Annotated in this window: 20 protein-coding genes; 1 reads left to right on the top strand and 19 read right to left on the bottom strand. The window is 69.6% G+C overall.

The genetic code is table 11. The features are described from left to right. Positions 1 to 24 precede the first annotated feature (24 nt). The 17 genes from hutH to tsaB form a co-directional block, all read right to left on the bottom strand. A complete protein-coding gene (gene hutH, locus ABFS34_00170; GenBank protein ID MEN8373842.1) occupies positions 25 to 1557 on the bottom strand; it encodes a histidine ammonia-lyase in 1533 nt (510 codons plus the stop codon). Then, positions 1554 to 4409: a putative LPS assembly protein LptD gene (locus ABFS34_00165; protein MEN8373841.1), complete on the bottom strand. Its 2856-nt coding sequence runs from the start codon at positions 4407 to 4409 to the stop codon at positions 1554 to 1556. The genes hutH and ABFS34_00165 overlap by 4 nt, the downstream gene beginning before the upstream one ends. After that, on the bottom strand, positions 4406 to 5215 hold the full coding sequence (tatC, locus tag ABFS34_00160; GenBank protein MEN8373840.1) for a twin-arginine translocase subunit TatC: 810 nt from the start codon (positions 5213 to 5215) through the stop codon (positions 4406 to 4408). Before tatC ends, ABFS34_00165 begins: the two co-directional genes overlap by 4 nt. 17 nt (positions 5216 to 5232) lie before the next feature. After that, positions 5233 to 5730 (bottom strand): transcriptional regulator NrdR, encoded by a 498-nt coding sequence (gene nrdR, locus ABFS34_00155; protein ID MEN8373839.1) that lies wholly within the window; start codon positions 5728 to 5730, stop codon positions 5233 to 5235. A 54-nt stretch (positions 5731 to 5784) separates the two neighbouring features. After that, positions 5785 to 6516: a tol-pal system protein YbgF gene (gene ybgF, locus ABFS34_00150; protein MEN8373838.1), complete on the bottom strand. Its 732-nt coding sequence runs from the start codon at positions 6514 to 6516 to the stop codon at positions 5785 to 5787. Between the two features lie 68 nt (positions 6517 to 6584). Beyond that, complete coding sequence (pal, locus tag ABFS34_00145; GenBank protein MEN8373837.1) at positions 6585 to 7154, bottom strand: peptidoglycan-associated lipoprotein Pal; 570 nt, start codon at positions 7152 to 7154, stop codon at positions 6585 to 6587. Positions 7155 to 7246: 92 nt separating this feature from the next. Beyond that, a complete protein-coding gene (locus ABFS34_00140; GenBank protein MEN8373836.1) occupies positions 7247 to 8605 on the bottom strand; it encodes a hypothetical protein in 1359 nt (452 codons plus the stop codon). Next, on the bottom strand, positions 8599 to 9297 hold the full coding sequence (locus ABFS34_00135) for a TonB C-terminal domain-containing protein (GenBank protein MEN8373835.1): 699 nt from the start codon (positions 9295 to 9297) through the stop codon (positions 8599 to 8601). The genes ABFS34_00140 and ABFS34_00135 overlap by 7 nt, the downstream gene beginning before the upstream one ends. A 130-nt stretch (positions 9298 to 9427) precedes the next feature. Further along, on the bottom strand, positions 9428 to 9832 hold the full coding sequence (locus ABFS34_00130) for a biopolymer transporter ExbD (GenBank protein MEN8373834.1): 405 nt from the start codon (positions 9830 to 9832) through the stop codon (positions 9428 to 9430). Next, positions 9829 to 10545: a MotA/TolQ/ExbB proton channel family protein gene (locus ABFS34_00125; GenBank protein ID MEN8373833.1), complete on the bottom strand. Its 717-nt coding sequence runs from the start codon at positions 10543 to 10545 to the stop codon at positions 9829 to 9831. The genes ABFS34_00130 and ABFS34_00125 overlap by 4 nt, the downstream gene beginning before the upstream one ends. Continuing rightward, positions 10542 to 11498, bottom strand: coding sequence for an NAD-dependent epimerase/dehydratase family protein (locus ABFS34_00120; GenBank protein ID MEN8373832.1), 957 nt, complete (start codon positions 11496 to 11498; stop codon positions 10542 to 10544). The genes ABFS34_00125 and ABFS34_00120 overlap by 4 nt, the downstream gene beginning before the upstream one ends. A 12-nt stretch (positions 11499 to 11510) precedes the next feature. Beyond that, on the bottom strand, positions 11511 to 12806 hold the full coding sequence (hemA, locus tag ABFS34_00115; GenBank protein MEN8373831.1) for a glutamyl-tRNA reductase: 1296 nt from the start codon (positions 12804 to 12806) through the stop codon (positions 11511 to 11513). A gap of 31 nt (positions 12807 to 12837) precedes the next feature. Continuing rightward, a complete protein-coding gene (ccsA, locus tag ABFS34_00110; protein MEN8373830.1) occupies positions 12838 to 13656 on the bottom strand; it encodes a cytochrome c biogenesis protein CcsA in 819 nt (272 codons plus the stop codon). A gap of 88 nt (positions 13657 to 13744) precedes the next feature. Continuing rightward, positions 13745 to 14797 carry a hypothetical protein gene (locus ABFS34_00105; protein ID MEN8373829.1) on the bottom strand — a complete coding sequence of 351 codons (1053 nt, stop codon included), beginning with the start codon at positions 14795 to 14797 and terminating at the stop codon, positions 13745 to 13747. Positions 14798 to 14997: 200 nt separating this feature from the next. Further along, the gene (gene hemB / locus ABFS34_00100; protein ID MEN8373828.1) at positions 14998 to 15969 is read right to left on the bottom strand and encodes a porphobilinogen synthase; all 972 of its coding nucleotides are present in this window, start codon (positions 15967 to 15969) and stop codon (positions 14998 to 15000) included. Beyond that, a complete protein-coding gene (rimI, locus tag ABFS34_00095) occupies positions 15966 to 16472 on the bottom strand; it encodes a ribosomal protein S18-alanine N-acetyltransferase (protein ID MEN8373827.1) in 507 nt (168 codons plus the stop codon). The genes hemB and rimI overlap by 4 nt, the downstream gene beginning before the upstream one ends. Next, the gene (gene tsaB, locus ABFS34_00090; protein ID MEN8373826.1) at positions 16453 to 17121 is read right to left on the bottom strand and encodes a tRNA (adenosine(37)-N6)-threonylcarbamoyltransferase complex dimerization subunit type 1 TsaB; all 669 of its coding nucleotides are present in this window, start codon (positions 17119 to 17121) and stop codon (positions 16453 to 16455) included. Before tsaB ends, rimI begins: the two co-directional genes overlap by 20 nt. A gap of 255 nt (positions 17122 to 17376) precedes the next feature. Between tsaB and ABFS34_00085 the strand changes: the two genes are divergently transcribed. Further along, positions 17377 to 18894, top strand: a complete 1518-nt coding sequence (locus ABFS34_00085; GenBank protein ID MEN8373825.1) for a capsule assembly Wzi family protein — start codon at positions 17377 to 17379, stop codon at positions 18892 to 18894. Here ABFS34_00085 and tsaE read toward each other — a convergent pair. Both tsaE and uvrB read right to left on the bottom strand, forming a co-directional pair. After that, the gene (gene tsaE / locus ABFS34_00080) at positions 18878 to 19396 is read right to left on the bottom strand and encodes a tRNA (adenosine(37)-N6)-threonylcarbamoyltransferase complex ATPase subunit type 1 TsaE (GenBank protein MEN8373824.1); all 519 of its coding nucleotides are present in this window, start codon (positions 19394 to 19396) and stop codon (positions 18878 to 18880) included. The two genes, ABFS34_00085 and tsaE, sit on opposite strands and share 17 nt — an antisense overlap. Beyond that, the gene (gene uvrB / locus ABFS34_00075; protein MEN8373823.1) at positions 19393 to 21390 is read right to left on the bottom strand and encodes an excinuclease ABC subunit UvrB; all 1998 of its coding nucleotides are present in this window, start codon (positions 21388 to 21390) and stop codon (positions 19393 to 19395) included. The genes tsaE and uvrB overlap by 4 nt, the downstream gene beginning before the upstream one ends. Positions 21391 to 21400 lie beyond the last annotated feature (10 nt).

Here is a 21400-nt window from a genome sequence, read left to right as displayed (position 1 = left end):
AAGATAAGCCGATCCGCGCCGCGTCTACAAGCCGGCGCGTCGGGCGACGTCCGCCAGCGACCCGCTCGCGACGAGGTTGGCGGCCGCTTCAATGTCGGGCGCCAGATAGCGGTCCTCCTCGAGCCTGGGCACGAGCCCGCGGAGCGCCGAGCGCGCCTCCTCCACGAGCCGTCCGCTGCGCAGGGGCGCGAGAAAGTCCAGCGCCTGACAGGCCGCGAGCAGCTCCATGCCCAGAACGGTCTCGAGGATGTCCACGCAGCGCGCGGCCTTCAGCGCGGCGCCGACGCCCATCGACACGTGGTCCTCCTTGTTGTTGTCCGTGGGGATGGAGTCGACGCTCGCCGGAACCGCCAGCCGGCGAGCGTCCGACACCAGCGCGGCCGCCCCGATCTGCACCATCATGAGCCCCGACTGCACGCCCGGCCGCTCCGTCAGAAAGGCGGGCAGGCCGGACATGGCCGGGTCGACGAGTCTCGCGACGCGCCGCTCGCTGATCGCGCACAGATCGGCGCATGCGATCGGCACCAGGTCCAGCGCCTGAGACACGATCTGGCCGTGGAAGTTGCCGCCGCTCAGGACGCGACCCGATTCCGCAAACACCAGCGGATTATCGGTGGCGCTGTTGACCTCGACCGCGAGCACCTCCCGCACGTATCCGAGCAACTGACGCGACGCGCCATGAACCTGGGGCATGCAACGCAGCGAGTAGGCGTCCTGGACCCGCGCATCGCCCGAACGATGCGACTCGCGGATTTCCGAGCCGTCCAGCAGGCCCCGGAGCCTCGCCGCGGTGACCCGCTGGCCCGCGTGCGGACGCACGTCCTGGATCTCCGGGGCGAACGCGTCCGGCGTACCGCGCAGCGCGTCCAGGCTGAGCGCCCCGGTTACGTCCGCGCTGTCCACGGCGCGCTCGGCGGCCAGCAGCGCCAGCGCGCCGATGGCGGTGTGCACTTGCGTCCCGTTTATGAGCGCCAGGCCCTCCTTGGCGCTCAAGCGCACGGGTTCGATGCCCGCCCGGCGCAAGGCCTCGGCCGCCGGCTCCCAGGCGTCGACCCCGCTTCTGACCTGGCCCTCCCCGATCACCGCCAGCGCGGCGTGCGCCAGGGGCGCCAGGTCCCCGGACGCGCCCACGCTCCCCAGGCGCGGGATGCGCGGAAGGATGTCGTGGCGCAGCAGCGCGAGGAGCGCCTCCACGAGCTCGACGCGCACGCCGGAAACGCCGGCCGCGAGGGTATTGGCGCGCAGCAGCAGGACCGCGCGCGTGGCCTCAGGGCCAAGTGGATCGCCCACCCCGGCGGCGTGGCTCCTGATCAGGTTGAGCTGCAGCGGCTCTATGTCGGCCTCGGGAATCACCACGTCGGACAGCGCGCCGAACCCGGTGTTCACGCCGTAGACGACCCGTCCCTCGGCCAGCGCCGCGTCCACCACGGCGCGCGACGCCGCGACGCGGCGCCGCGCCTCGTCCGCTAGGCGGATGTCGCTGCCGGCGCGCAAGGCGACGGCCTCGATGTCGGCGAGATTGAGGGAGTTGCCGCTCAGAACGAGCGGCTGGCTCACTGCACCCTCCGGGGGTCGCTCCTCTGCTCGTAGTCCAGCTCCAGGTCGCGCTGGTCGCGCAACGCCACCCGGAACTCGAAGCTGAAGTTGCCGTTCTGCGTGCGCACGAAGTCGAAGTTGGCTTCCCAGCGGTGCAGATCGCGGGTGAGGCGAACCACGTGGTCGGCGAACGCCTTGTCCGTGAAGTTGTAGCCGGTCTGCCATGAGGCCGACCACTGCTGCGTGGGCCGGAAGGTCACCGAGCCGGTGAGCATCTGGAGCTCGTCCTGCGCGGTCGTGTCACGGGGCCGGGTCAGGCTGTAGTTGAGTTGCGCCCGCCAGGAACCGACACCGCCCGTGGCCCTGGGCGCCCGGAATCCGCCCGTCGTCAGCGCGGTCCTGTCGTCGTCGAGCGTGCTCTCCCCCTCCAGCTCGTCGACCTCGCCGCCCTCGTCGACGCCCGCCTCGTCCAGCCGCTCGCGCTGGCGCGCCTCGTCGGGCCGATCGCCCAGACCGAGCCAGCGGAACAGGAAGAAATTGTTGTCCACCGAAAAGGAAGCGGTCACGCGGCTCAGGTGCAGATCGAAGGTGCGGTCGGTCTCGCCGGTGGGCGTGGTGTCGGGACGAAACAGGTCGTGGGCCGTCTGGAACTGAAGACCGCGCAGCAGATCCGACGTGAAGCTGTTGGTCACGCTGGTGGTGGTGAGGCCGTCACCGCCCTCGCGCGCCTCGACGAAGTCGTAAGCCACCGCGCTCGTCGCCACCGACAGGAGCATCAGCTTCCGGGCCTGCGGCAGGCGGCGCGGCTCCCCGTCGGTCGGGCCGGCCAGGGCCTCCGCGGGGTCCGGCTCGGCGCTCTCGGTCTCGGCGCCGTCGCCCCTGTACTTCGCCTCGAACGTCTGCTGCAGCCGTACCTGTATCTGGTTCTGCTCCCGACCCGCGGCCGACGCGCCGAAAACCGTCTCCTGGAGCGCGCTGAGGGTCGGCGCCGGCGAGTAATTGTAGCTGACGCTGGGGGTGAACTTGTGGCGGAAGCGCTCGATGGGCCCGACGCCCGGAAAGAACCCGTACATGGGGCTCTGCAGGTCGGTCCTGAACACCAGCCTCAGCGGGCCCGCGACCCTGTCTATCGCAGTGCTGTCGTTGCGCAGGAAGTCCTGCGTCAGGGAGAGGCTCGGGCGCAGCGTGCTGGTCCCCACGAGCCGCTGCTGGTAGTTCAGCCCGGCCGACCAGTTCGCGCGCTCCTCGAAGCTCCCGTCCAGCACGAAGGTAGAGTCGCTGGACAGCGTGTCCGTCGCAAAGATCGTCACGTCGCGGGGCGACAGGGTCTGCCTGTTCAGCGAGAAGCGCTGGTCGATGGAAAGGCCGCCGAGCCGGAACGCGCTGGACGCGGACGCGGTGCGGGTCTCGCGGTCCTGCGACCGGCTGGCGAGGTCCGCGGACTCGTCGACGTCCACCTCGACGTTGCGGAAGCTCACGCCGCCTCCCCAGCTACCGGAGAACCCCCCCGGCCTGCCGAAAAGCGCGACGTTGGACAGCGTGATCCCCGCATCTGGCAGCGTGGTCTCCACTCGGCCGTCGTCCAGGAACTGATTGCGGGTGGCGCTGGCTGTCGCAGAACCCCAGTCGAAGGTCCTGCGCAACGAACCCGTGGAGAGAATCGATCGATTGAGCTCGCGCGGGTCGAACGTGTTGCGGCGGACGAAATCCTCCGAGGAGACGAAGTTGGCGCTGGCGCTCACGGTGGTCCGCTCGTCCGGACGCCAGGAGTTGTTGCTGCGCAGGGTCAGCTCCCGGCCGCCTTCGGTGCGCCAGAACTGCTTGTAGACGACGTTGCCCCGCAGGAACTGGCGCAGCCACCGGTACTCGAAGTCGCCGCGCAGGGCCACGTAGTTGTCGCTGAACCAGTCGAACGCCAGCGCCGCGCCCAGGTGGTCGCTGATCGCCCAGTAGAAGCCCACATCGGTGAGTCGTCGCTGGTAGCCGCTGGACGTGCGCGCGACGTCCTGCAGGCCGAAGCGCGGCGTAAGGAGACCGCTCTTCCGACCCTGCCGCATGCTCTGCACCATGAACGGCAGCCAGAAAACCGGCACGTCCATGAAGTTCAGCGTGACGTCGCGCGCGACCAGCACCGAATCCCGGACCACCTTCACCTCGCGCGCCGCGAAGTGGTAGTGCGGGACCTCGTGGTCGCAGGACGTGAACTCGGCGTCGGTGACGAATACGCGTGAATTGGCGACGGGGTACATCTCGTCACCGAAGACGCGCCATTCCGCGGTCTGCCGGAAGGTCGTCTGGGCGTCGAGGGCCACGCCGAGCCTGCGGGGCACGTTGTAGCACACTCGACTCGAAATCACCGGCGCGTCGCCCCCGCCGGTGAAAGTCGGCGCCCCGTAGCCGCACACGACCTCTGTGTCCAGGTCGTACTCCACGAGCGAATCGGCCACCAGCCCCCGGCCCTCCTGGTCCACGCGAGCCTCCGGACCGAGCAGCCGGACGAGCGCACTGTCCATGTCCAGGTCGGCGGATTCCCCCGCGTACGCCAGCGCACGGAAGCCTGGGAGCGCCAGCAGCCCACGCATGATCGAGTCGAACTCGATGGGCGTGGCCTGCACCGGCGTACCTGGCCCGACCGGCGTTATCCCCAACGGCGCCGGGGCGCTGTCACCTGCCTCGCCGAGGTCGACGCCGCCGTCCGCCGGCCTCAGCGCGCGCAGGCGCAGCAATGCCCGGTCGCGGGGCGTGAGGACGGTATCCGCCGCGATCGTGTCGGGCCCGGCCGCGGCGCTGTCGGCCGGATCACCCTGCGCCGTGACCCCCGCGGGGACCGACGCGAGGACGATCACGAGTAACGCGAGCCGCCACCCGCTCACGACGCCCCCATCCACTGGTCCGGATCCGGCATGGACGCCTGCGTACGCCGGCGTTCCACCATGCGCGTAAGGCCGATGCTCAGTTCGTAGAGAAGCACGAGAGGCACCATGAGGAATACGGTCAGCACCACCACATCGCCCGGCGTGATGATGCTCGCGACGAGCGCGATCGCCACGATCGCATAGCGCCGCTTCTCCTTCAATCCCGCGGACGAAACGAGACCCAGCGTGGCCAGCACGAGCATCACGACCGGCAGCTCGAAGATAGCCCCGAAGGCCAGCAACAGTCGCACCACTATCGCCAAATACGGCCCGATCACGATGGCCTGCTCCAGGCTCTCTCCCTGGAAGCTCATGGTAAAGCGCAGCGTGATGGGCAGCGCCAGGAAGTAGGCCAGCGCGACGCCCGCCGCGAACAGGACGAGGCCGAGGTAGAGCGCCGGCACTATTGAGCGCCGTTCCGACGGCAGAAGCGCCGGCGCAAAGAAAGCCCACACGTGGTACACCACCAGCGGCAGGACGAGCAACAGCCCCACCACGGCGGCCAGCTTGAGGGTGATGAAGAACGGGTCCGTGGGGCTGAGATACTTGAGCTTGGTGTCGCCCAGCAACGGCTCGATGGGCGTGATGAGGAGCTGAAGGACCTGGAAATGGGTGACCACCCACAGGCCTATGAAGAAGCCTACGGCCAGCGCGGCCAGGATCCAGAGGATGCGGCGCCGCAGCTCCTCCAGATGGTCCAGGAAGGGCATTGCGTCCGGGTCGGCGCCCCGCGCCCGCGCGCGCAGCTTCTCGAGCAGAGCCATGGCTCAGAGCCCGCGGCTCAGAACGGCAGCCGCGCCTGGTCGGCCTCCAGGGCCTCCAGGGCCTGCCGCGACCGAAGCTCCTCCAGCTCTTCTCGGAACGCGTCGATGTCCTCGAACTCGCGATACACGGAGGCGAACCTCACGTAGGCCACGTGGTCCCGCTGCTGCAGGCGATCCATGACCAGCTCGCCGATCCTGCGGCTCTCGACCTGGCCGGTGCCGGCCGCCTCCAGCTCGTCCTCCACCGAGTCCACCATGGCCTCGATCTCATCCGGGGTCACGGGGCGCTTGGCGCACGGCAGTTGAATGGCGCGCACGAGCTTGGCGCGATCGTACGGCTCGGAGGTGCCGCCCGACTTGAGTACCTGTAGCGGACGCTCCTCCACGTACTCGTAAGTGGTGAAGCGCCGTTCGCAGGCCAGGCACTCGCGCCGGCGGCGAACGGCTCGCCCCTCTCGACTCGTCCGCGAGTCGACGACGCGATCTTCCGTTTCGCCACAGAATGGACAGCGCATTGTTTCTCCACGCGGGCGCCCGGAGCGGCGCCAGCCGCCGCCCCGGACCCGGACTCAGCGTGAGAGGGACTGGAGCTTTTCGCTCGCGAGCCGGGCCTGCTCCGACCGCGGATACCCCGAGGTGACGCGGTTGAAGTAACCCCTTGCCTCTTCGATGTTTCCGCGCTCTTCCGATACGATTCCAGCGCGATACAACGCGGCCGGAGCCCGCGGCGAATCGGGGTACAGCTGCACCACGCGGTCGAACGCTTCCAGGGCGGCGTCCAGGTCCTGCTCCTGGTAATGACTCTCGCCGATTCCGAACTGCGCGTCGGGCGCCTGCGGGTGCTCGGGGTTCTCACGGATCAGCTGCTCGAAGGCGAGCCTGGCCGTTTCGGAGGCTCCTCTCTGCAACTGCTCCATCCCCGCGACGTACAGCTCGGCGCCGTCGACACCCGACGCTCCCTCCGCCGTGTCCTCGCCCGGTGCGGGTGGAGGCGCGACTCGCTCCCGCTGCGTAATATCCTCGCGCAGCTGGTTCAGACGGCGCTGACTCTGGCCGGTCAGCTCCTGGATCTGGACCAGCTGTTGCTCGATGCCGAGCAGCTGATTGCGCAGCTCGCCCCGAGACGTGACGATCTCTTCCCCCACCGAGCGCACCGAATCGCGCACCGCCGCGTGCTCGTTCTGGAGCAGCACGAGGATGGAATCCTGGCGGGCCATCACAGACCGTATCTCGGCCCGCACATCCTTCACATCCCGCTTGGTGGCGCAGCCGGCCACGACAATGGCCACGAGACCCAGCACGGCTCCCGCCCGAGCGCGCCGCCCGACGGACGGCCGCGGGAGAAGACCGGGCCGGGCCCGAGCGGGCGTCACGGGGAGTTCGGCGGCCGGATCGCGTCGCGACCCGCCGTCAGCTCGAACTCGGCTCGTCTGTTGCGAGCGTACGCGGCCTCCGTGGTCCCCGTATCGGCGGGCCGCTCCTCACCGAAGCTGATGACCTCGAAGCGGCTCGCCTGAAGGCCGAAGTTGGTCAGGAAATCACGCGCCGCGGTGGCTCGCCGCATGCCAAGAGCGAGGTTGTACTCGATGGATCCACGCTCGTCCGCGTGCCCCTGGATGCGGACCCTCACCTCCTCGTTCGCCCGCAGCACGTCGGCCTTCCGGCGCAACAACGCCTGCGCTTCGGACTCGAGCGAGAACTGGTCGTATCCGAAGTAGACCGGCAAGGTGAGATCCTCGATCGCGCGCCGGATCGCCGCCTCTCGGGCAGCGGCCTCGGCCGCCGCTGCGTCGGCGCCGTCGTCGGCCGCGGGCGGAGGCGGCGGCGCCTCTTGCACGGGTTCCGGCAGCGGCGGTGGCGGCTCGGGGTTGCCCCCGCACGCGGCCACCAGGACGAACGGCACGGTCAGCGCCAGCATCTTCTTCCACATCTGCTTCATCCCCTCCCCAGGGTGTCACGTCGGGGGCGGCAAAGCCCCCTGTTCCGCGCGCGCCCTCCGGGCGCGCTACGGGCTATCGGTAGCGCCCACGTTCAGGGCGCGAAATCGGCGGCACTCGCGAGCGCCGGGCTCCAGTCCGGTAGCTGGTAGCCGTCGCCCAACAATACCGGACGGATGCGCCCGGTGACGGCATCGATCACGTACAATCCCTGCCTGCCTCCACGACGGCCCGAGAACACGATATGCCTGCCGTCCGGAGCCCAACTCGGATCCTCGCTGACGCCGTCCGCGGTCAACTGCCGCACTGTCGCGCCGGGGCGGTCCGCGTCGGCGACCATGACCTGGAACTCACCCCGCGACCGTCCGTGGAACGTGACCAATGATCCCGTCGGAGACCAGTCCGGCGACGTGTAGTACCCGGGCTCGTCGTACACGTAAGGCGACAGCAGCTCGGCGTTCTCGCCGTCCGCATCGGCCACGTAGATGTGCGGCTGCACAAGTCGATTGGACTGGAACGCGATGCGGCGCCCGTCCGGCGCCCAGGTCGGAGACAGGTCATCCCGCGGGCCCGCGACCTGGCGACTCAGACAGCACCGTCGCCGAGCGTTGTAACGGAAGATCTGGACATCATCGCCCAGCGCCGTGGCGAAGGAAATCTCCTCTCCATCGGGTGCGTAGGACGGCGTTATCAGGAACGGCCGCTCGTCGACCAGCGCGCTTCCACCCGAGAGCGAGCGCTCGCGCAACTGCCAGCCCCGCCCTCCCTGCACAGTGTACAGGATGCGGCTGCCATCGGGCGCCCAACTGGGCGAGTACAGCAGTCCCCCGCTACGCTCCGCGACCTCCAAACCAGCGCCGTCGGAATCCACGAGCACGAGCTCGAAACCGCCGTCGGAGCGGCGCCGCACGGCGGCGATGCGGCTCGCGGCCGCGCCCGGCTGTCCGGTCGTCCAGCGGACCACCTCATCGGACACGGTGTGCGCGGCGCTGCGAAGGCCGCGCTCGTCGGACAGCGGCAGCCGAAAGGCCCGGATCTCCTTGATGCGTCCAAAGACCACGTCGTGCAGCGTGACGCGCAGCAACGCCCCGGGGCCGTCCTGCTCGACCGAGCCGGTGAGCAACCACATAACGCCCAGGTCGTTCCACGGAGCGTAGTCGACCGATCCATCGCTGAGGCCCGCCGGCACACGCATCAGCTCATAGCGATCGCTGAAGTCGAGGTCCTGCTCGACGACGTCGCGCGCCGCGCGCGCGGCGTCAGCGAGGCTCGCGGGTGCGCCGAACGGGCGTACGGCGAGCCGGTCGCGCGGCGTCGACTGGTAGATGAGCCCGATTCTGACCCCGGTCGGGATGTCGTCTTGCTGCCCCAGCGCGGGCCGCGGTACGGCCACCAGGGCCACCAGGAAGGCGGCGCGCAGAGCGGCGATCGGGATGCGGGTCGATGTCAGCACGCTTCCAGCCGGTTCGATGAAAAGGAAAACTGCACGGGCAGCAGATCGTGGGGCCAGCTCGCGGGGAGCGCGCCGTAGGCGTTGCGCGATCCCGCCGCTTCCACGGCGCCGCGGGCGGCGAGATCGAAACGGAAGTTACCGGAGCCGCGGGCCACGCGAATGGCCTGCACTCCGCCGTCGCGAAGAATCTCGAAGTACACGCACGCGCGCAGGCCCGGGTCGCCCGTCCAGCGGAAGTAGCGACGATTCTGCCGGATGATGTTCTGCAGGTACGCGGGGTCCGCGAAGTCCGCGCCGTCGATGCTTACTTCGATGTCGTCTCCGCCGGGGCTCTCCGGATCGGGATTCGCGCCGCGGCTGGGCTCGGGCTCCGGCGACTCTTCGGGTTCGGGCGGCGCCTCCTCGGGCGGTGCCTCTCGCTCCGGGATCTCGGCCTCGGGCTCGGGTTCGGGCTCCGGGGCGACCACCGGCTCGGGCTCGGACGCCGGCGGGGTCGCCGGCCCGGCCTCCTGCGGCGGCGGCGACACCAGCTCCACCCTGTAGACCTCGAACGCCGGCAGCTCCTCGTGCGATCCGAGCGACGTCATGACCGCGGCCGCCAGGAAGCCGACGTGTCCGACCACGGACGCCGCGATGGCCGGCTTGCCGGGGCGCACGCCACGCGCGCGCCGCGCTCCGCCGGCCCCACTCACGCCGCCCTCCGGTCTCTCTCAGACACCGCCTGCTCCGCCGTTCATCCGTTCAATCGCTCCACCCGCCACGGTCCCTTCTACCTCCGCACGCGCGCCGGCTGTTCCGTCGGCCCGGCGCGTAGCGCCTCGCTCACTCGATGCGCGGCTCCACCACCAGGTTGACCGCGGCCACGTCCAGCCGCATCAACGTCCCCAGGACGACCGCGACTCGCTCGTAGTCGACGCCGCCGTCGGCCCTCAGGTAAACCGTTTCCGCGCCTTGGTTGCGAACGTAGTCCGGGTACAAGCTCACCAACTCGTCCACCCCCTCCACCGGGACCTCGCCGAGGTGGATCGCGCCGCTGCGCTCGATCGACACTATCACTCCCTCCGCCCCCGCGAGCGGCGCCGAATCCGCCCGCGGCAAGTCCAACTCGACGCCTCCCTGCATGATGGGCGCCGTGATGATGAAAATGACGAGCAGCGTGAACGCAACGTCTACCAGGCTCGTGACGCTGATCTCGGCCATGGTGGGCAGACGCTGCCGCCGCCTCACAGCCGGCCCTCTCTGGCCAACGTGCCGATGAATTCGCTCGCGAAGCCCTCCAGCTCGCCTTCGAACAGGTTCAGCTTGGTGACGAAATAGTTGTAGGCGATTACGGCGGGGATCGCGACGGCGAGCCCGGCGACCGTCGTGACCAGCGCCTCGGCCACGCCGGGGGCCACCGCGCCGATGTGCGCCGAGCCCGTCGCGGTGATGCCCAGGAACGCGTCCATGATGCCGATCACCGTCCCGAGTAGTCCCAGGAGCGGCGACACGGTGCCGATGACCGCCAGCCAGAGAACGCCCGCCGACAACTCGTCTCGTTCTTCGGCCTGCTCCTTCTCCAGAACCAGTCTGAGCGCGTGCAACTGCGCCTCGGAAAGGCCCGCGGTCGGCGGCGCATCTGCCTTGAGGGCCCCCGGTCGCAGCTCGTTGAAGAAGTTGATGCCCTGACGAAAGACGCGGGCGTACGGGCTGTCCGGCAGCCGGTGCACCGTCTGGTAGGCGTCCTCGAGCCGCACCGCGCGATCCATCGCCGCCACGAAGCGCAGCCCCGCCTGCTTCAGGCGGCGGAACTGGCCCGCCTTCCAGAGAATGACTATCCAGCTCAGCAGGGACGCCGCGAGCAGCAGCGCCAGGATGACCTTGGTTGGCAATCCGCCACCCAGGATCATGTCGAGCGCCCCCTGCGGGGCCCGTCCGCCCACCTGGGCCACGTCCGTCACGCCGCCCCCCTCTCTCCGGCGATGTGGCCTATCGTCTGTTGGAGACCCCCCAGGAGGTCCACCGCGGGAGCCCAGCCGAGCCCTCGGATCCGCGACGCATCGAGGCTGGAGTGGCGCAACTCGCCGGGGCGCTCCGGCGCGTGCTCGACGGGCACGTCGTTGCCCCCGGCGCTCATCACCGCCGCGGCGAGTTCGTTCACCGACGTCTCCACGCTCGTGCCCACGTTGAACGCGCGGCCGTCCAGATGATCCGTCGAGGGAAGCTCCGCGTCCGAGACGATCATGTTCGCGGCCACGGCGTCGCCCACGTAGAGGTAGTCGCGCGTCTGCCCGCCATCGCCGAAGACGGTCATGGGGTTACCGTCCAGCACCCGGTTCCCGAAGATCGCCACCACGCCCGCTTCCCCGTGCGGATCCTGCCTCGGTCCGTACACGTTGGAGTACCGTAGAGCCGCGTAGTCCATCGCGTGCACGCGGTGGTAGTACCAGAGGTAGAACTCGGCGGCGAGCTTGGTCACGCCGTACGGGGATTCCGGTTGCTTCGCCGCCGTCTCCGCCGTGGGTCGGGTCCGCGCGGCGCCGTATACGACTCCGCCCGAGGAGATCATCAGGAAGCGGCCCACGCCGTGGGCCCGGCAGGCCTCCAACAGATTGAGCACGCCGTCCACGTTGACGGACGCGTCGTGGCGCGGGTCGGCCACGGATCGGCGGACGTCTATCTGCGCCGCGTGGTGGTTGACGATGTCGAACCCGCCGACCTCCACAAACAACTCGGCGACCCCCGGAGCGCGAATGTCGAGTTGTCGAAAGTCCGCCCCGCTCGGGATGTTGGATGGTCTTCCAGACGAAAGATCGTCGACGATCCACACCCGATCACCCCGCGCCAGATAGGCGTCCGCGACGTGCGAGCCGATAAACCCGGCCCCGCCTGTGACCAGCACTTTGTTCCCCATTCCGCTCCGCCTCTACCCCTTCCCTTTCCCCTCCCCGTCCTCGTCCACCGCGAACAGATACCGCGCCGCTTCGATCACCGTGGGGCCACGCCCGTTGCTGGCGGCCTCTTTCAGCCGCACCGTCGGATCGTGGATCAGCTTGGCCAGCAGCTGCCTGGTCAGGCGCTCGACCTCGGCCACGTCCGCCGGCTCCAGATGCGCGAGCTTGCTCAACGCCCGCCGCAGCTCGGCTTCGCGAAGCTCCTCGCCGCGCGTTCGGATGCCACGCAATACCGGCACCACGTCCAGCGCGGCGTACCAGTCCCAGAACCGATCGACCTCCTCGCCGATGATTCGCTCCGCCCCGGGAATCGCCGCGCGCCGACGCTCCAGGTTGTCGCCTACGATCAGCTGCAGGTCGTCGATGTCGTACAGGAAGACATTGTCCATGTCGGCGACGGCGACATCCACATCACGCGGAAGCGCGATGTCGAGAAGGAACAGAGGTCGCCGCGGGCCACCGGGCAATGCCGCCTCGAGCTCCTCAGGCCCCAGGATGCGATGCGGCGCCCCGGTCGCCGTGACGACGATGTCCAGGTGCTCCAGATCGGACCACATCGCCTCGTACGGAATCGCCCGGCCGCCGACTCGGCGCGCCAGTTCCTCCGCGCGGCCGGCGCTCCGGTTGGCCACGGCGATGTCCTGCAGGCCCTCGGCCGCGAAGGAGGCCAGCGCCAGCTTGCTCATCTCGCCCGCACCCACGACCAGCGCCCGCTTCCCCGCAAGGGTGCCGAAGATCTTTCTGGCGAGCTGCACCGCCGCGGAAGCCACCGAAGCCGCGCCGTTGCCCAGAGAGGTCTCCGATCTCACGCGTGCGCCCGCCTTAGCGGCCTGCTCGAACAGGCGGGCCAGCACCGGGCCCACGACGCGTGGAGTCGCCAGGTCGCGGGCCTCGCGCAGCGCGGCCTTGACCTGACCCTGGATCTGAGCCTCGCCGACGATCATGGAATCGAGGCTGGACGCGACGCGGAACAGGTGTTCTGCGGCCGACCGATCGTGGTGTCTGTACACGTAGCAGACGGTCTGCTCGACGGTCATCCCGGACCGCTCGGCGAGAATGCGCTCGGCGCGCGCCTCGGCGCCCTCGGACGCCCCGGCGAAGTAGAACTCGGTGCGGTTGCAGGTCGATAGGACGATCGCCTCGGCCGCCCCGGCCGCCACGATCTCGCGCAGCGCGGACCGGGCGTCCGACTCGCCCAGCGCCATGCGTTCGCGCACCTCCACCGGCGCGGTGTGATGGCTAACGCCGACGACCAGTGGGCCGTTCACGACCGCGGCCTCCGCGCGAGGGGCGCAACCATTAGAAGAAGCCTCCTTCCCCTATCATGCCCAGCCGCATGACCAGGTAGGCGACGACGACCAATACGAATCCCGCGACGCTCAGGGCCGCGCCCCAACGCTCCCGGTGCGGGCCCCCGCCGCGGAAGCCGAGCGCGATCGCCATCACGAACCACGTACCGATGGCCCAGGCGACCTTGGGCTCGCCCAACTGGAGCGAACCCTCGAAGCGCACAGTCCATGCCCAGGCCAGCGCCAGGCCGATGGTAAGCGCCGTAAGGCCCACGACCAGGGCCCGGCGGCCCACGTCCTCCAGCTTGTCGAGCGACGGCAGGAACCTGAACACCTTGCCGAATCGCTTGTCCTTCAGCTCACGCAATTGGAGCAGGTAGAGCAACCCGGCGCCCGAAGCAAGGGCCAGCCCGGCGTAGCCGGCGAAAGCGAGGAGGACGTGCAGATAGAACCAGGGGCGGCTGCCGAAGTACCCTCCCGCTCCGCTCGGAGAGATCCCGAGCGCCAGAGCGCTGCCCACGAGCACCGCCGCGACCGGCACCACCGCGATGCCCAGAGGTCGGGCCTCGCCCAACGACGCCGCGCCCAGCACGAACAAGGCGACGACGAGACCCAGCGTGGACAGCGAAGGTCCGATGCCGGCGAGTGGCAGTTCGCCGAAAACCGTGACGTACGCCAGGATCCCGCCGATGTGCGCGACCGCGCCCACCGCCAGCGCGGCGGATGCCGTCCACGGCACCTGCCGCCGCCCCCGCGCCAGCGAGCTCACCAGCAGCAGCGCGCTGACCAGGTACGCGACCAGGGCGAGGGTGTGCGCGGCTACGATCACGTGACCCATCGCGACGGCGGGCGCCAAGGGGCGCCCGCCGTCGATCCGTCCTCGAAGGCCGAACCGCGCGCCAGCCCGTGCCGCTGGATCACGGCATGCGGCGAAGAACCTGGGCTACCATGCCGGATTCCAGCACCGGTTCCGCGACTTTCAGAACGCGCACCGTGGCGCTTCCCTCGTGCACCCGAATCACCCTCGACTCGGCCACGAGTTCGGGCGGCAAGGTGCGGGTTTGATCCTCGCGCGCCGGGCGCTCCGGCATGATCAAGCCGATCAGATCGCCGACCCTCACCCCCGCCGGATCGCCGAGGTCCACGAACCCGATGTCGGGAGATCCCGGCAGCGGGTGGTTGCGCACGAAGCCCAGGAGCCGACCCACGCTGCCGTCCTCCACCGTAACCGGGCGGCCCGTCCCGAGATCCGGCGCGGCGGTCATGGAGATCGCGCGATCCCCGGTTCGGACCTCGTCGAACTGCGCGATTATTCGGGTCATCCAGACGTCTCCGTCCACCGACGTCACCGCGGCGACGGCGCGCGGGGAGACGACCACCCCGTGCCCCGCAACCTCCCTGCCATAGCGCACCACCAGGAGCCGTTCTCCGATCTCCGGAGCGTCTCCTTGTCCCGACAGATAGACCGTCTCGTGCGGGTGAGCCGTCTCCGGTAGTTGGCTTCCCGGCGCTTCGCGCCCCAGGGTCTCCAGCACCCGGCCACGCTCGACCGGCAATGCCGCGCCGGAGAGCCACGGAGCGGCCAGGAACTCGCGCGCCGAGACGATCGGTCCCCCTGCCACGTCTTCCAGGAACAGGCCGGCGTCGGCGTCGTCCGGCCTGGGATAGAACACGGTGCGGGAAAAGCCCGCGCGCGGCGACGGGGCGGCTTCGGCGACGAGTCCGCCCTCCCGACAATCCGAGCCCGGAGGCGGAATCGTGAGGTTCCACGTGGGAAGGATCAGGTGCGGATTCGCGACAAGACCCTCGTTTGCCCGATGAATGCACGGCCAAAGAAACGGATCGCCGTAAAAATGCCCGGCCAGATCCCAAAGGGTGTCGCCCTTGCGCACCTCGTGGTTCCGGCTCTCCTGCGCGACCAGCGGAGCGGCCATCAGCAGGAGCGCCACCAGCGCACTCCTCATTCTCATCTGTCCACCTCCCAACCCAGCGTCCACCCGTGAGACGGCCGGTCCGACCGCGAACCGCTCCTCCGGCGCCACGACCAATCGCGGCTCCAACCGGAAGAAAACGCGCCAATATGAGAAGATAGGGGAACACCGCCGACGAGGTCAATTCACGCGTGCGCGCGCGAAATCTCCTCTCCCGAGCGCCGGGCCGGAGTTCACCCTCACTCGCCCCGGGCGAACTGACGCGCCCAGTAACTCACGATCAGGTCGGCTCCGGCACGCTTGATCGACAGCAGGGCCTCCCTCATCGCCGCAGACTCGTCGAGCCAGCCACGCTCCGCGGCGGCCATGATCGCGGCGTATTCCCCCGAAACGTGATAGGCGCAGACCGGGTAGCCCGTCGCTTCCTTGACCCGCCAGACGATGTCCAGGTACGCCAGCGCAGGTTTGACCATCACGGCGTCTGCGCCCTCGACCAGATCCAACTCCACCTCGCGCAGTGCCTCTTCGGCGTTGGCTGCGTCCATCTGATACGAGCGCCGATCGCCGATCGCCGGGGCGCTCTCCGCGGCGTCGCGAAACGGGCCGTAGAACGCCGAAGCGAACTTTGCCGCGTAAGACAGGATGGCGGTGTCGACGAACCCCTGGGCGTCGAGCGTAGCTCGGATCTCTCCCACCCGCCCATCCATCATGTCACTGGGAGCGACGATATCAGCTCCGGCCGCGGCGTGACTCACGGCCTGCCGGGCGAGCAACGGGAGCGTGCGGTCGTTGTCTACGGACTCGCCATCCAGAACCCCGCAGTGCCCGTGCGACGTGTACTCGCACAGGCACACGTCGGTGATGACGACGAGCTCCGGAAGCTCCCCCTTCAGCACGCGCACCGCCCGCTGCACGACGCCGTCTTCGGCCCAGGATGAAGATCCCTGGTCGTCCTTGGTTTCGGGGATCCCGAAGAGCAGCACGGCGGGCACGCCGAGCCGGGCGGCCGATTCAGCGTCGGCCAGGACGCCATCGACGGAGGTCTGATCGACACCGGGCATGGACTGAACCGCCTTGCGTACCCCCTCCCCAGGGACGACGAACAGCGGCAGGACGAGATCGTCCGCGGAGACGACCGTCTCTCGCACCAGGCGCCGCAGGGCCGCCGTTCGGCGAAGCCGTCGCGGCCGCACGATGGGAAAACCGCTCAACGAGCCCTCGAGGGGGTGAATGAGCGTACCATTACGAGCGCGTCCTCTCTGGGTTGCCGGTAGTAGTCCGGGCGCCTGCCCACTTCCCGAAAACCGAATCGACGGTAGAGGCTGATCGCGTCGGCGTTGCCCTCACGGACCTCGAGGAACACACGGCGCACGCCGCGGCCTCGGGCGTCCTCGATCACCGATCGAAGGAGCGCCGTGCCGACCCCGCGTCCGCGGTGCCTCGCCGACACCGCGATGTCGCCGAGCTCCGCCTCTCCATGCGCCCACCAGAATACGGCGTACCCCATCAGGGTGCCCGCGGATTCCGCCACGAAACACTCGGCGTCCGCGCGCGCGATCAGTCCCGAAAAGGTATCCGCCGACCACGGCATGGTGAAGGTGTCCCGCTCGATGTCGACGACGCCCGCTACGTCATGCTCGCTCATCGGGCGAAGCACGAGTCGCTCGGCTCCGTCTCCGGGCAGCGCCCGGCCTTCAGGAAGCGTGCTCGCCATCGACTGCCGGACGCAGATATACCGGCTCCCAGCCGAGCGGATCGGCGACCAGGCCCGCGTCCCCGCGCCAACGGTGCAAATCGAGCAGGCCACGCGCCCGGTGCTCGCCAAGAGCCTGGTCCACCTCGACTCCCGCGTCGCGCAGCGCGGCGGCGTAGGCTGCAGCCACGGGACCCACGACCACGGCGTCGTACGCGCCGGCCAACCCGGCGACTTCTGCGACGCCGATGAGGGCGTCCGCATGCACGATCGACAGGCCGTCGGCCCGGCGCAGGTGGCACGCCATGAACACCTCGCCACGGCGCGCGGGGATGACGGAACACACCGGCCGTCCGCCGATGTCGGCGCCGGCGCTCATGGCCTCCAGGCTACCGTGCGCGTACAGCGGCAACCCCAGCGCCTGGGTCAGGCCCTTCGCAGCCGCGGCGGCGATTCTGATGCCCGTGTAGGATCCGGGCCCGCCTCCCACGACCACCCCCGTCAGAAGGCCAGGCGTCACCCCCGCCGAGGTGAACATCGCGTCGAGCGTGGGCAGCAGAGCCTCCGACCGGGACGTGTCGACCGCGGCCGAGCGCTCGGCCACCAAACGTTCGCCGAGGCCCAACGCAAGGTTGGCGACGGGCGCCGCTGTATCTATCGCGAGTAGCATCGGGATTCGGCCGCTGGGATCGGTCGCCAAGCTTGTGCACCGTAACAGAAGTTTCGATGGCATTCAGCGCGCGCTGCATCCCGCGAGCGCTTCGGTGCACACCCAACTTCCGCTACGGTACACTAGGTCGGACGATCCGTGCGCGGCAACGGCGCTTGTCCCTCCCACCGCCGCGGGTTCACCTTCGGGCGCATGATCGACCGCGGAACGCGCCGGCGTGCCCTCCCGGCAGGAAGCCCGAGGACCGGCCGGCGCTTGGCGCGCCTGGCGGTCGGGCTCCTGGGCCTCGCGCTGAGCCCCTGCCAGCTGGCGCCGCAATCCCCGACGTCGGCTGTGGGGGCCGGAACCGAAATCCTCCTGGCGCGCGATCACTGGGCCGCGCGCGCGGCGCTCGCGCACCAGGTTCGGTCGCCCACGACGGGGGCGATCGACCACGGCTCGGGGTGGGTACGACTGCAGGAAGTCGCGCTGGTGCTGGCCGCAGCCGCCGACAGCGGCGCGTCCGGTGACCGCGAGTCGGCGCGCGCTTCACTCGACCGGCTTATCGCCGAGTTCGCGAGCGGGGACGCCCCCGGAATCTTCGGCCCGATCGGCCCGTTCGGGGACTTCGGCGCCGGCCTGCGCGTGACCAGCGGGGCGCTGGCGACCAGGTCCGGCACGCTCACGCTGTCGGACGGCAAATTCGGCTTTCGCGACGAGATACCGGCGATCCCACGGCCCAACGCCACCTCGCTACGCCCCGTCGGGTTCGCCCTGGCCAAGCTCGGCCCCGTGTCTCTCGCGGTGTCCGGACGAGAGGGCGCCACCGGACGAGGCGCTGACTCGTACTTCGCGGCCGTCGGCGCGGGCCCGCTGACCGTGTGGGGCGGCCAGTTCACGCCGCGCTACGGACCCGGTCGGTCGGGCTCGCTGATCTTCCGGGGCGACGTGCCCGTCCGCGGCGCGGGCTTTTCCCTGCGACGGCCCATGCGCCTCCCGTGGGTCCTGCGGCACCTGGGAGACCTCCGCTTGGAGACGTTTCTGGCGCCGCTGGAGCGGAGCCGAGAGCGGGTGGACCCATGGCTGTGGGGCGGGCGGCTCTCCCTGACGCCGCATCCGAGGCTGTCGATCGCCGCGTCTCGTGCCGCGATGTTCGGCGGGCGGGGCAACGGCGGCTTCGACCTCGGGGACTTCGCGCGCGTGCTGGCCGGCCTGCGCGACACGCCGCCGCCGTTCGAGAACCAACTCGCGGCCGTCGACATTTCGTTCTTGCCGCCGTTGGGCCGATGGCCCGTGGCCGTCTACGTGGAGTGGGGTGCGGAGGACTCGGCGGGCAGTTGGGCCCAGGTGCCGGGTCTGATCACCGGTGCGCGGGTCGCCGGCCTTCCCTTTCTCGCCGCCTTGTCCGTCACCGTCGAGCACGTGTATCTGGCGGGCTCGTGTTGCGGCAATCCGCCGTGGTACTGGCACGGGTTCTTCCCCGGGGGCTGGACGGTGGACGGAGAGGCTCTGGGCCACGCGCTGGGCGGACAGGGCCACGAGACCCGGCTGGGCCTGGACGTGGACGCGGGCGCCAGGCTCGCCGCGGCGGCGGACGTCTTCTTCCGCCGGCGCCGCGCGGAAAACCTCTACGCACCGGCGCGCTCAGGAGGGAGTTACGGCGGTCGACTCCGACTGACGGCGGATTTATCGTCGCGAACCGCGTTGAAGATCGACGCCCTGGGAGAATTCGGGGACTCCGACTGGAGGCTGGTTCGAATCCTCGCCGGCGGTACGGTCAGGCTCCGCCGCTAGCCCCGCTTCCGGCCGCGTGCCGCTCCGCCACGGGCAGGCTCGGGATCGGGGGAGCGTCGCCGAGCCGCCTTACCTCGAGCCTGCGGCGCGCAGCGAGCCCCTGAACGGGGCTCAACCGGACGTCCCAGCGGTCCTCCGGAAGCAGCCGGCGGGCCCGCTCGGCCCACTCGACGAGGGCCACGATACCCGCCGCGCCGACGTCCTCCCAGCCGACATCCCAGATCTCGCTGGGGGAGAGGCGATACAGGTCGATGTGCAGCAGGTATCCGCCGCCCGGAAGGCGGTAGGAGAAGCGCAGATTGAAGGTGGGGGAAGGCATGGCCCCACGCACCCCGGCGCCTCGCGCGACAGCCCTGGCCACGACCGACTTGCCGGCACCGAGCGGGCCGTGCAGGCAGACGGTCAGGGGTCGGTGCGCCAGCCGCCCCACCTCGGCCGCCCAGGCCTCCAGGGTCGCCTGGTCGACGACCGCGTCCAGGACATCGGCCTTGCCCTCGCTCACGAAGCGAGCTTGGCCTGGACCTCCACCAGCTGGTCTCGGAGCTTGGCGGCGCGCTCGAAGTTGAGCGCCTCGGAGGCTTCGCGCATCTCGGCCTCGAGGATCTTGGCCCACTCCTCCAGGTTGGCCTCGTCGGCGTACGTCGTCGCCGCCTCGGCCACCTGCTGACCCGAGCCCCCGAGCCCCCTGGCGTCGGCCACGCGCGTGGCCAGCAAGGTCTCCTCAACGCTCTTGCGGATCGTCTGCGGGACGATCCCGTGCTCGGCGTTGTAGACCGCCTGCACCTCCCGGCGTCGATCCGTCTCCTCGATGCATTGCCGCATCGAGCGGGTGACCCGGTCCGCGTACATGATCGCCGTCCCGCCCTCGTTGCGGGCGGCGCGACCGACGGTCTGGATCAGCGAGCGGGCGTCGCGCAGGAAGCCTTCCTTGTCCGCGTCCAGGATCGCCACCAGCGACACCTCGGGCAGGTCCAGGCCCTCCCGCAACAGGTTTATTCCGACCAGGACATCGAAGCGCCCGAGCCTGAGGTCGCGGATGATCTCGATGCGCTCGATCGCGTCCACCTCCGAGTGCATGTAGCGCACGCGCACACCCACCTGCTGGAGGTAGTCGGTCAGATCCTCGGCCATGCGCTTGGTCAGTGTGGTCACGAGCACGCGCTCGCCGCGATCCTCGCGCGTCCTGATCTCGCCGAGCAGGTCGTCGATCTGGCCGCGCACCGGGCGTACGTCGATCTCCGGATCCAGCAGCCCGGTCGGCCGTATGAGCTGCTCGACCACCACACCCTCGGACGCCGCCAGCTCGTAGTCCCCCGGCGTTGCGGACACGAACACGGCGCGCGGGACCAGCTCCTCCCACTCCTGGAAGTGCAGCGGCCGGTTGTCCAGCGCGCTGGGCAGCCGGAACCCGAAATCCACCAACGTCTGCTTGCGCGATCGATCCCCGTTGAACATGCCCCGGATCTGCGGGATCGACTGGTGCGACTCGTCGACGATGACCAGCATGTCGTCCGGGAAGTAGTCGAACAGGCAGGCCGGCCGCTCGCCTTCCTCCCTGCCCGTGAGGTGCCGCGAGTAGTTCTCCACCCCCGCGCACGTGCCGATCTCGAGCAGCATCTCCACGTCGAAGTTGGTGCGCTGCTCCAGCCGCTGTGCCTCCAGCAGGCGGTCGCTCCCGCGCAGCTCGAGCAGGCGCTCTTCCAGTTCCGCGCGGATGCGCTCCACCGCAACCTCCACACGGGACCTGTCGGTCACGAAGTGTGTGGCCGGGTAGATGGCCGCGCGCGGCAGCCTCGTGATCACGTCACCGGTGAGCGGGTCGAAGCGCGAAATGCGCTCGATCTCCTCGCCCCAGAGCTCCACCCGAACGGCCTGCTCCTCGTACGCCGGGAAGATCTCCACCACGTCCCCGCGCACGCGGAAGGTGCCACGCTGGAAGTCTATGTCGTTGCGCGCGTACTGGATCCTGACGAGGCCCTCGAGGATCCCCCTTCGCCCGATCTCCTGGCCGACGTCCAGCGTCAACATCAGCGACCTGTAGGTCGCCGGGTCGCCGAGACCGTAGATGCACGAGATGCTCGCCACCACCACCACGTCCTCCCGCTCCATGAGCGAAGACGTGGTGCGCAGCCTCAGCTTCTCGATGTCCGGATTGATGGACGAGTCCTTCTCGATGTAGGTGTCCGTCGTCGGTACGTACGCTTCGGGCTGGTAGTAGTCGTAGTAGGAGATGAAGTACTCGACCGCGTTGCGCGGAAAGAACTGGCGCAGCTCCCCGTACAACTGGGCGGCGAGCGTCTTGTTGTGGCTCATGACCAGCGTGGGCCTGCCGAACTCCGCGATCGCCGAGGCCATCGTCACGGTCTTGCCCGAGCCGGTGACACCGAGCAGCGTTTGGCGCCCGTCGCCGGTCCTCAAGCCGCGGACCAGCTGCTCGATCGCCTGAGGCTGATCCCCGCTCAGGGAAAACGGGAGTTGTAGATCGAAGGTCGCCATCGCGGACTCG

The organism is Gemmatimonadota bacterium, from assembly GCA_039715185.1.
Taxonomy (GTDB): Bacteria; Gemmatimonadota; Gemmatimonadetes; order Longimicrobiales; family RSA9; genus DATHRK01.
This window is presented reverse-complemented; position numbering and strand designations above follow the sequence as displayed.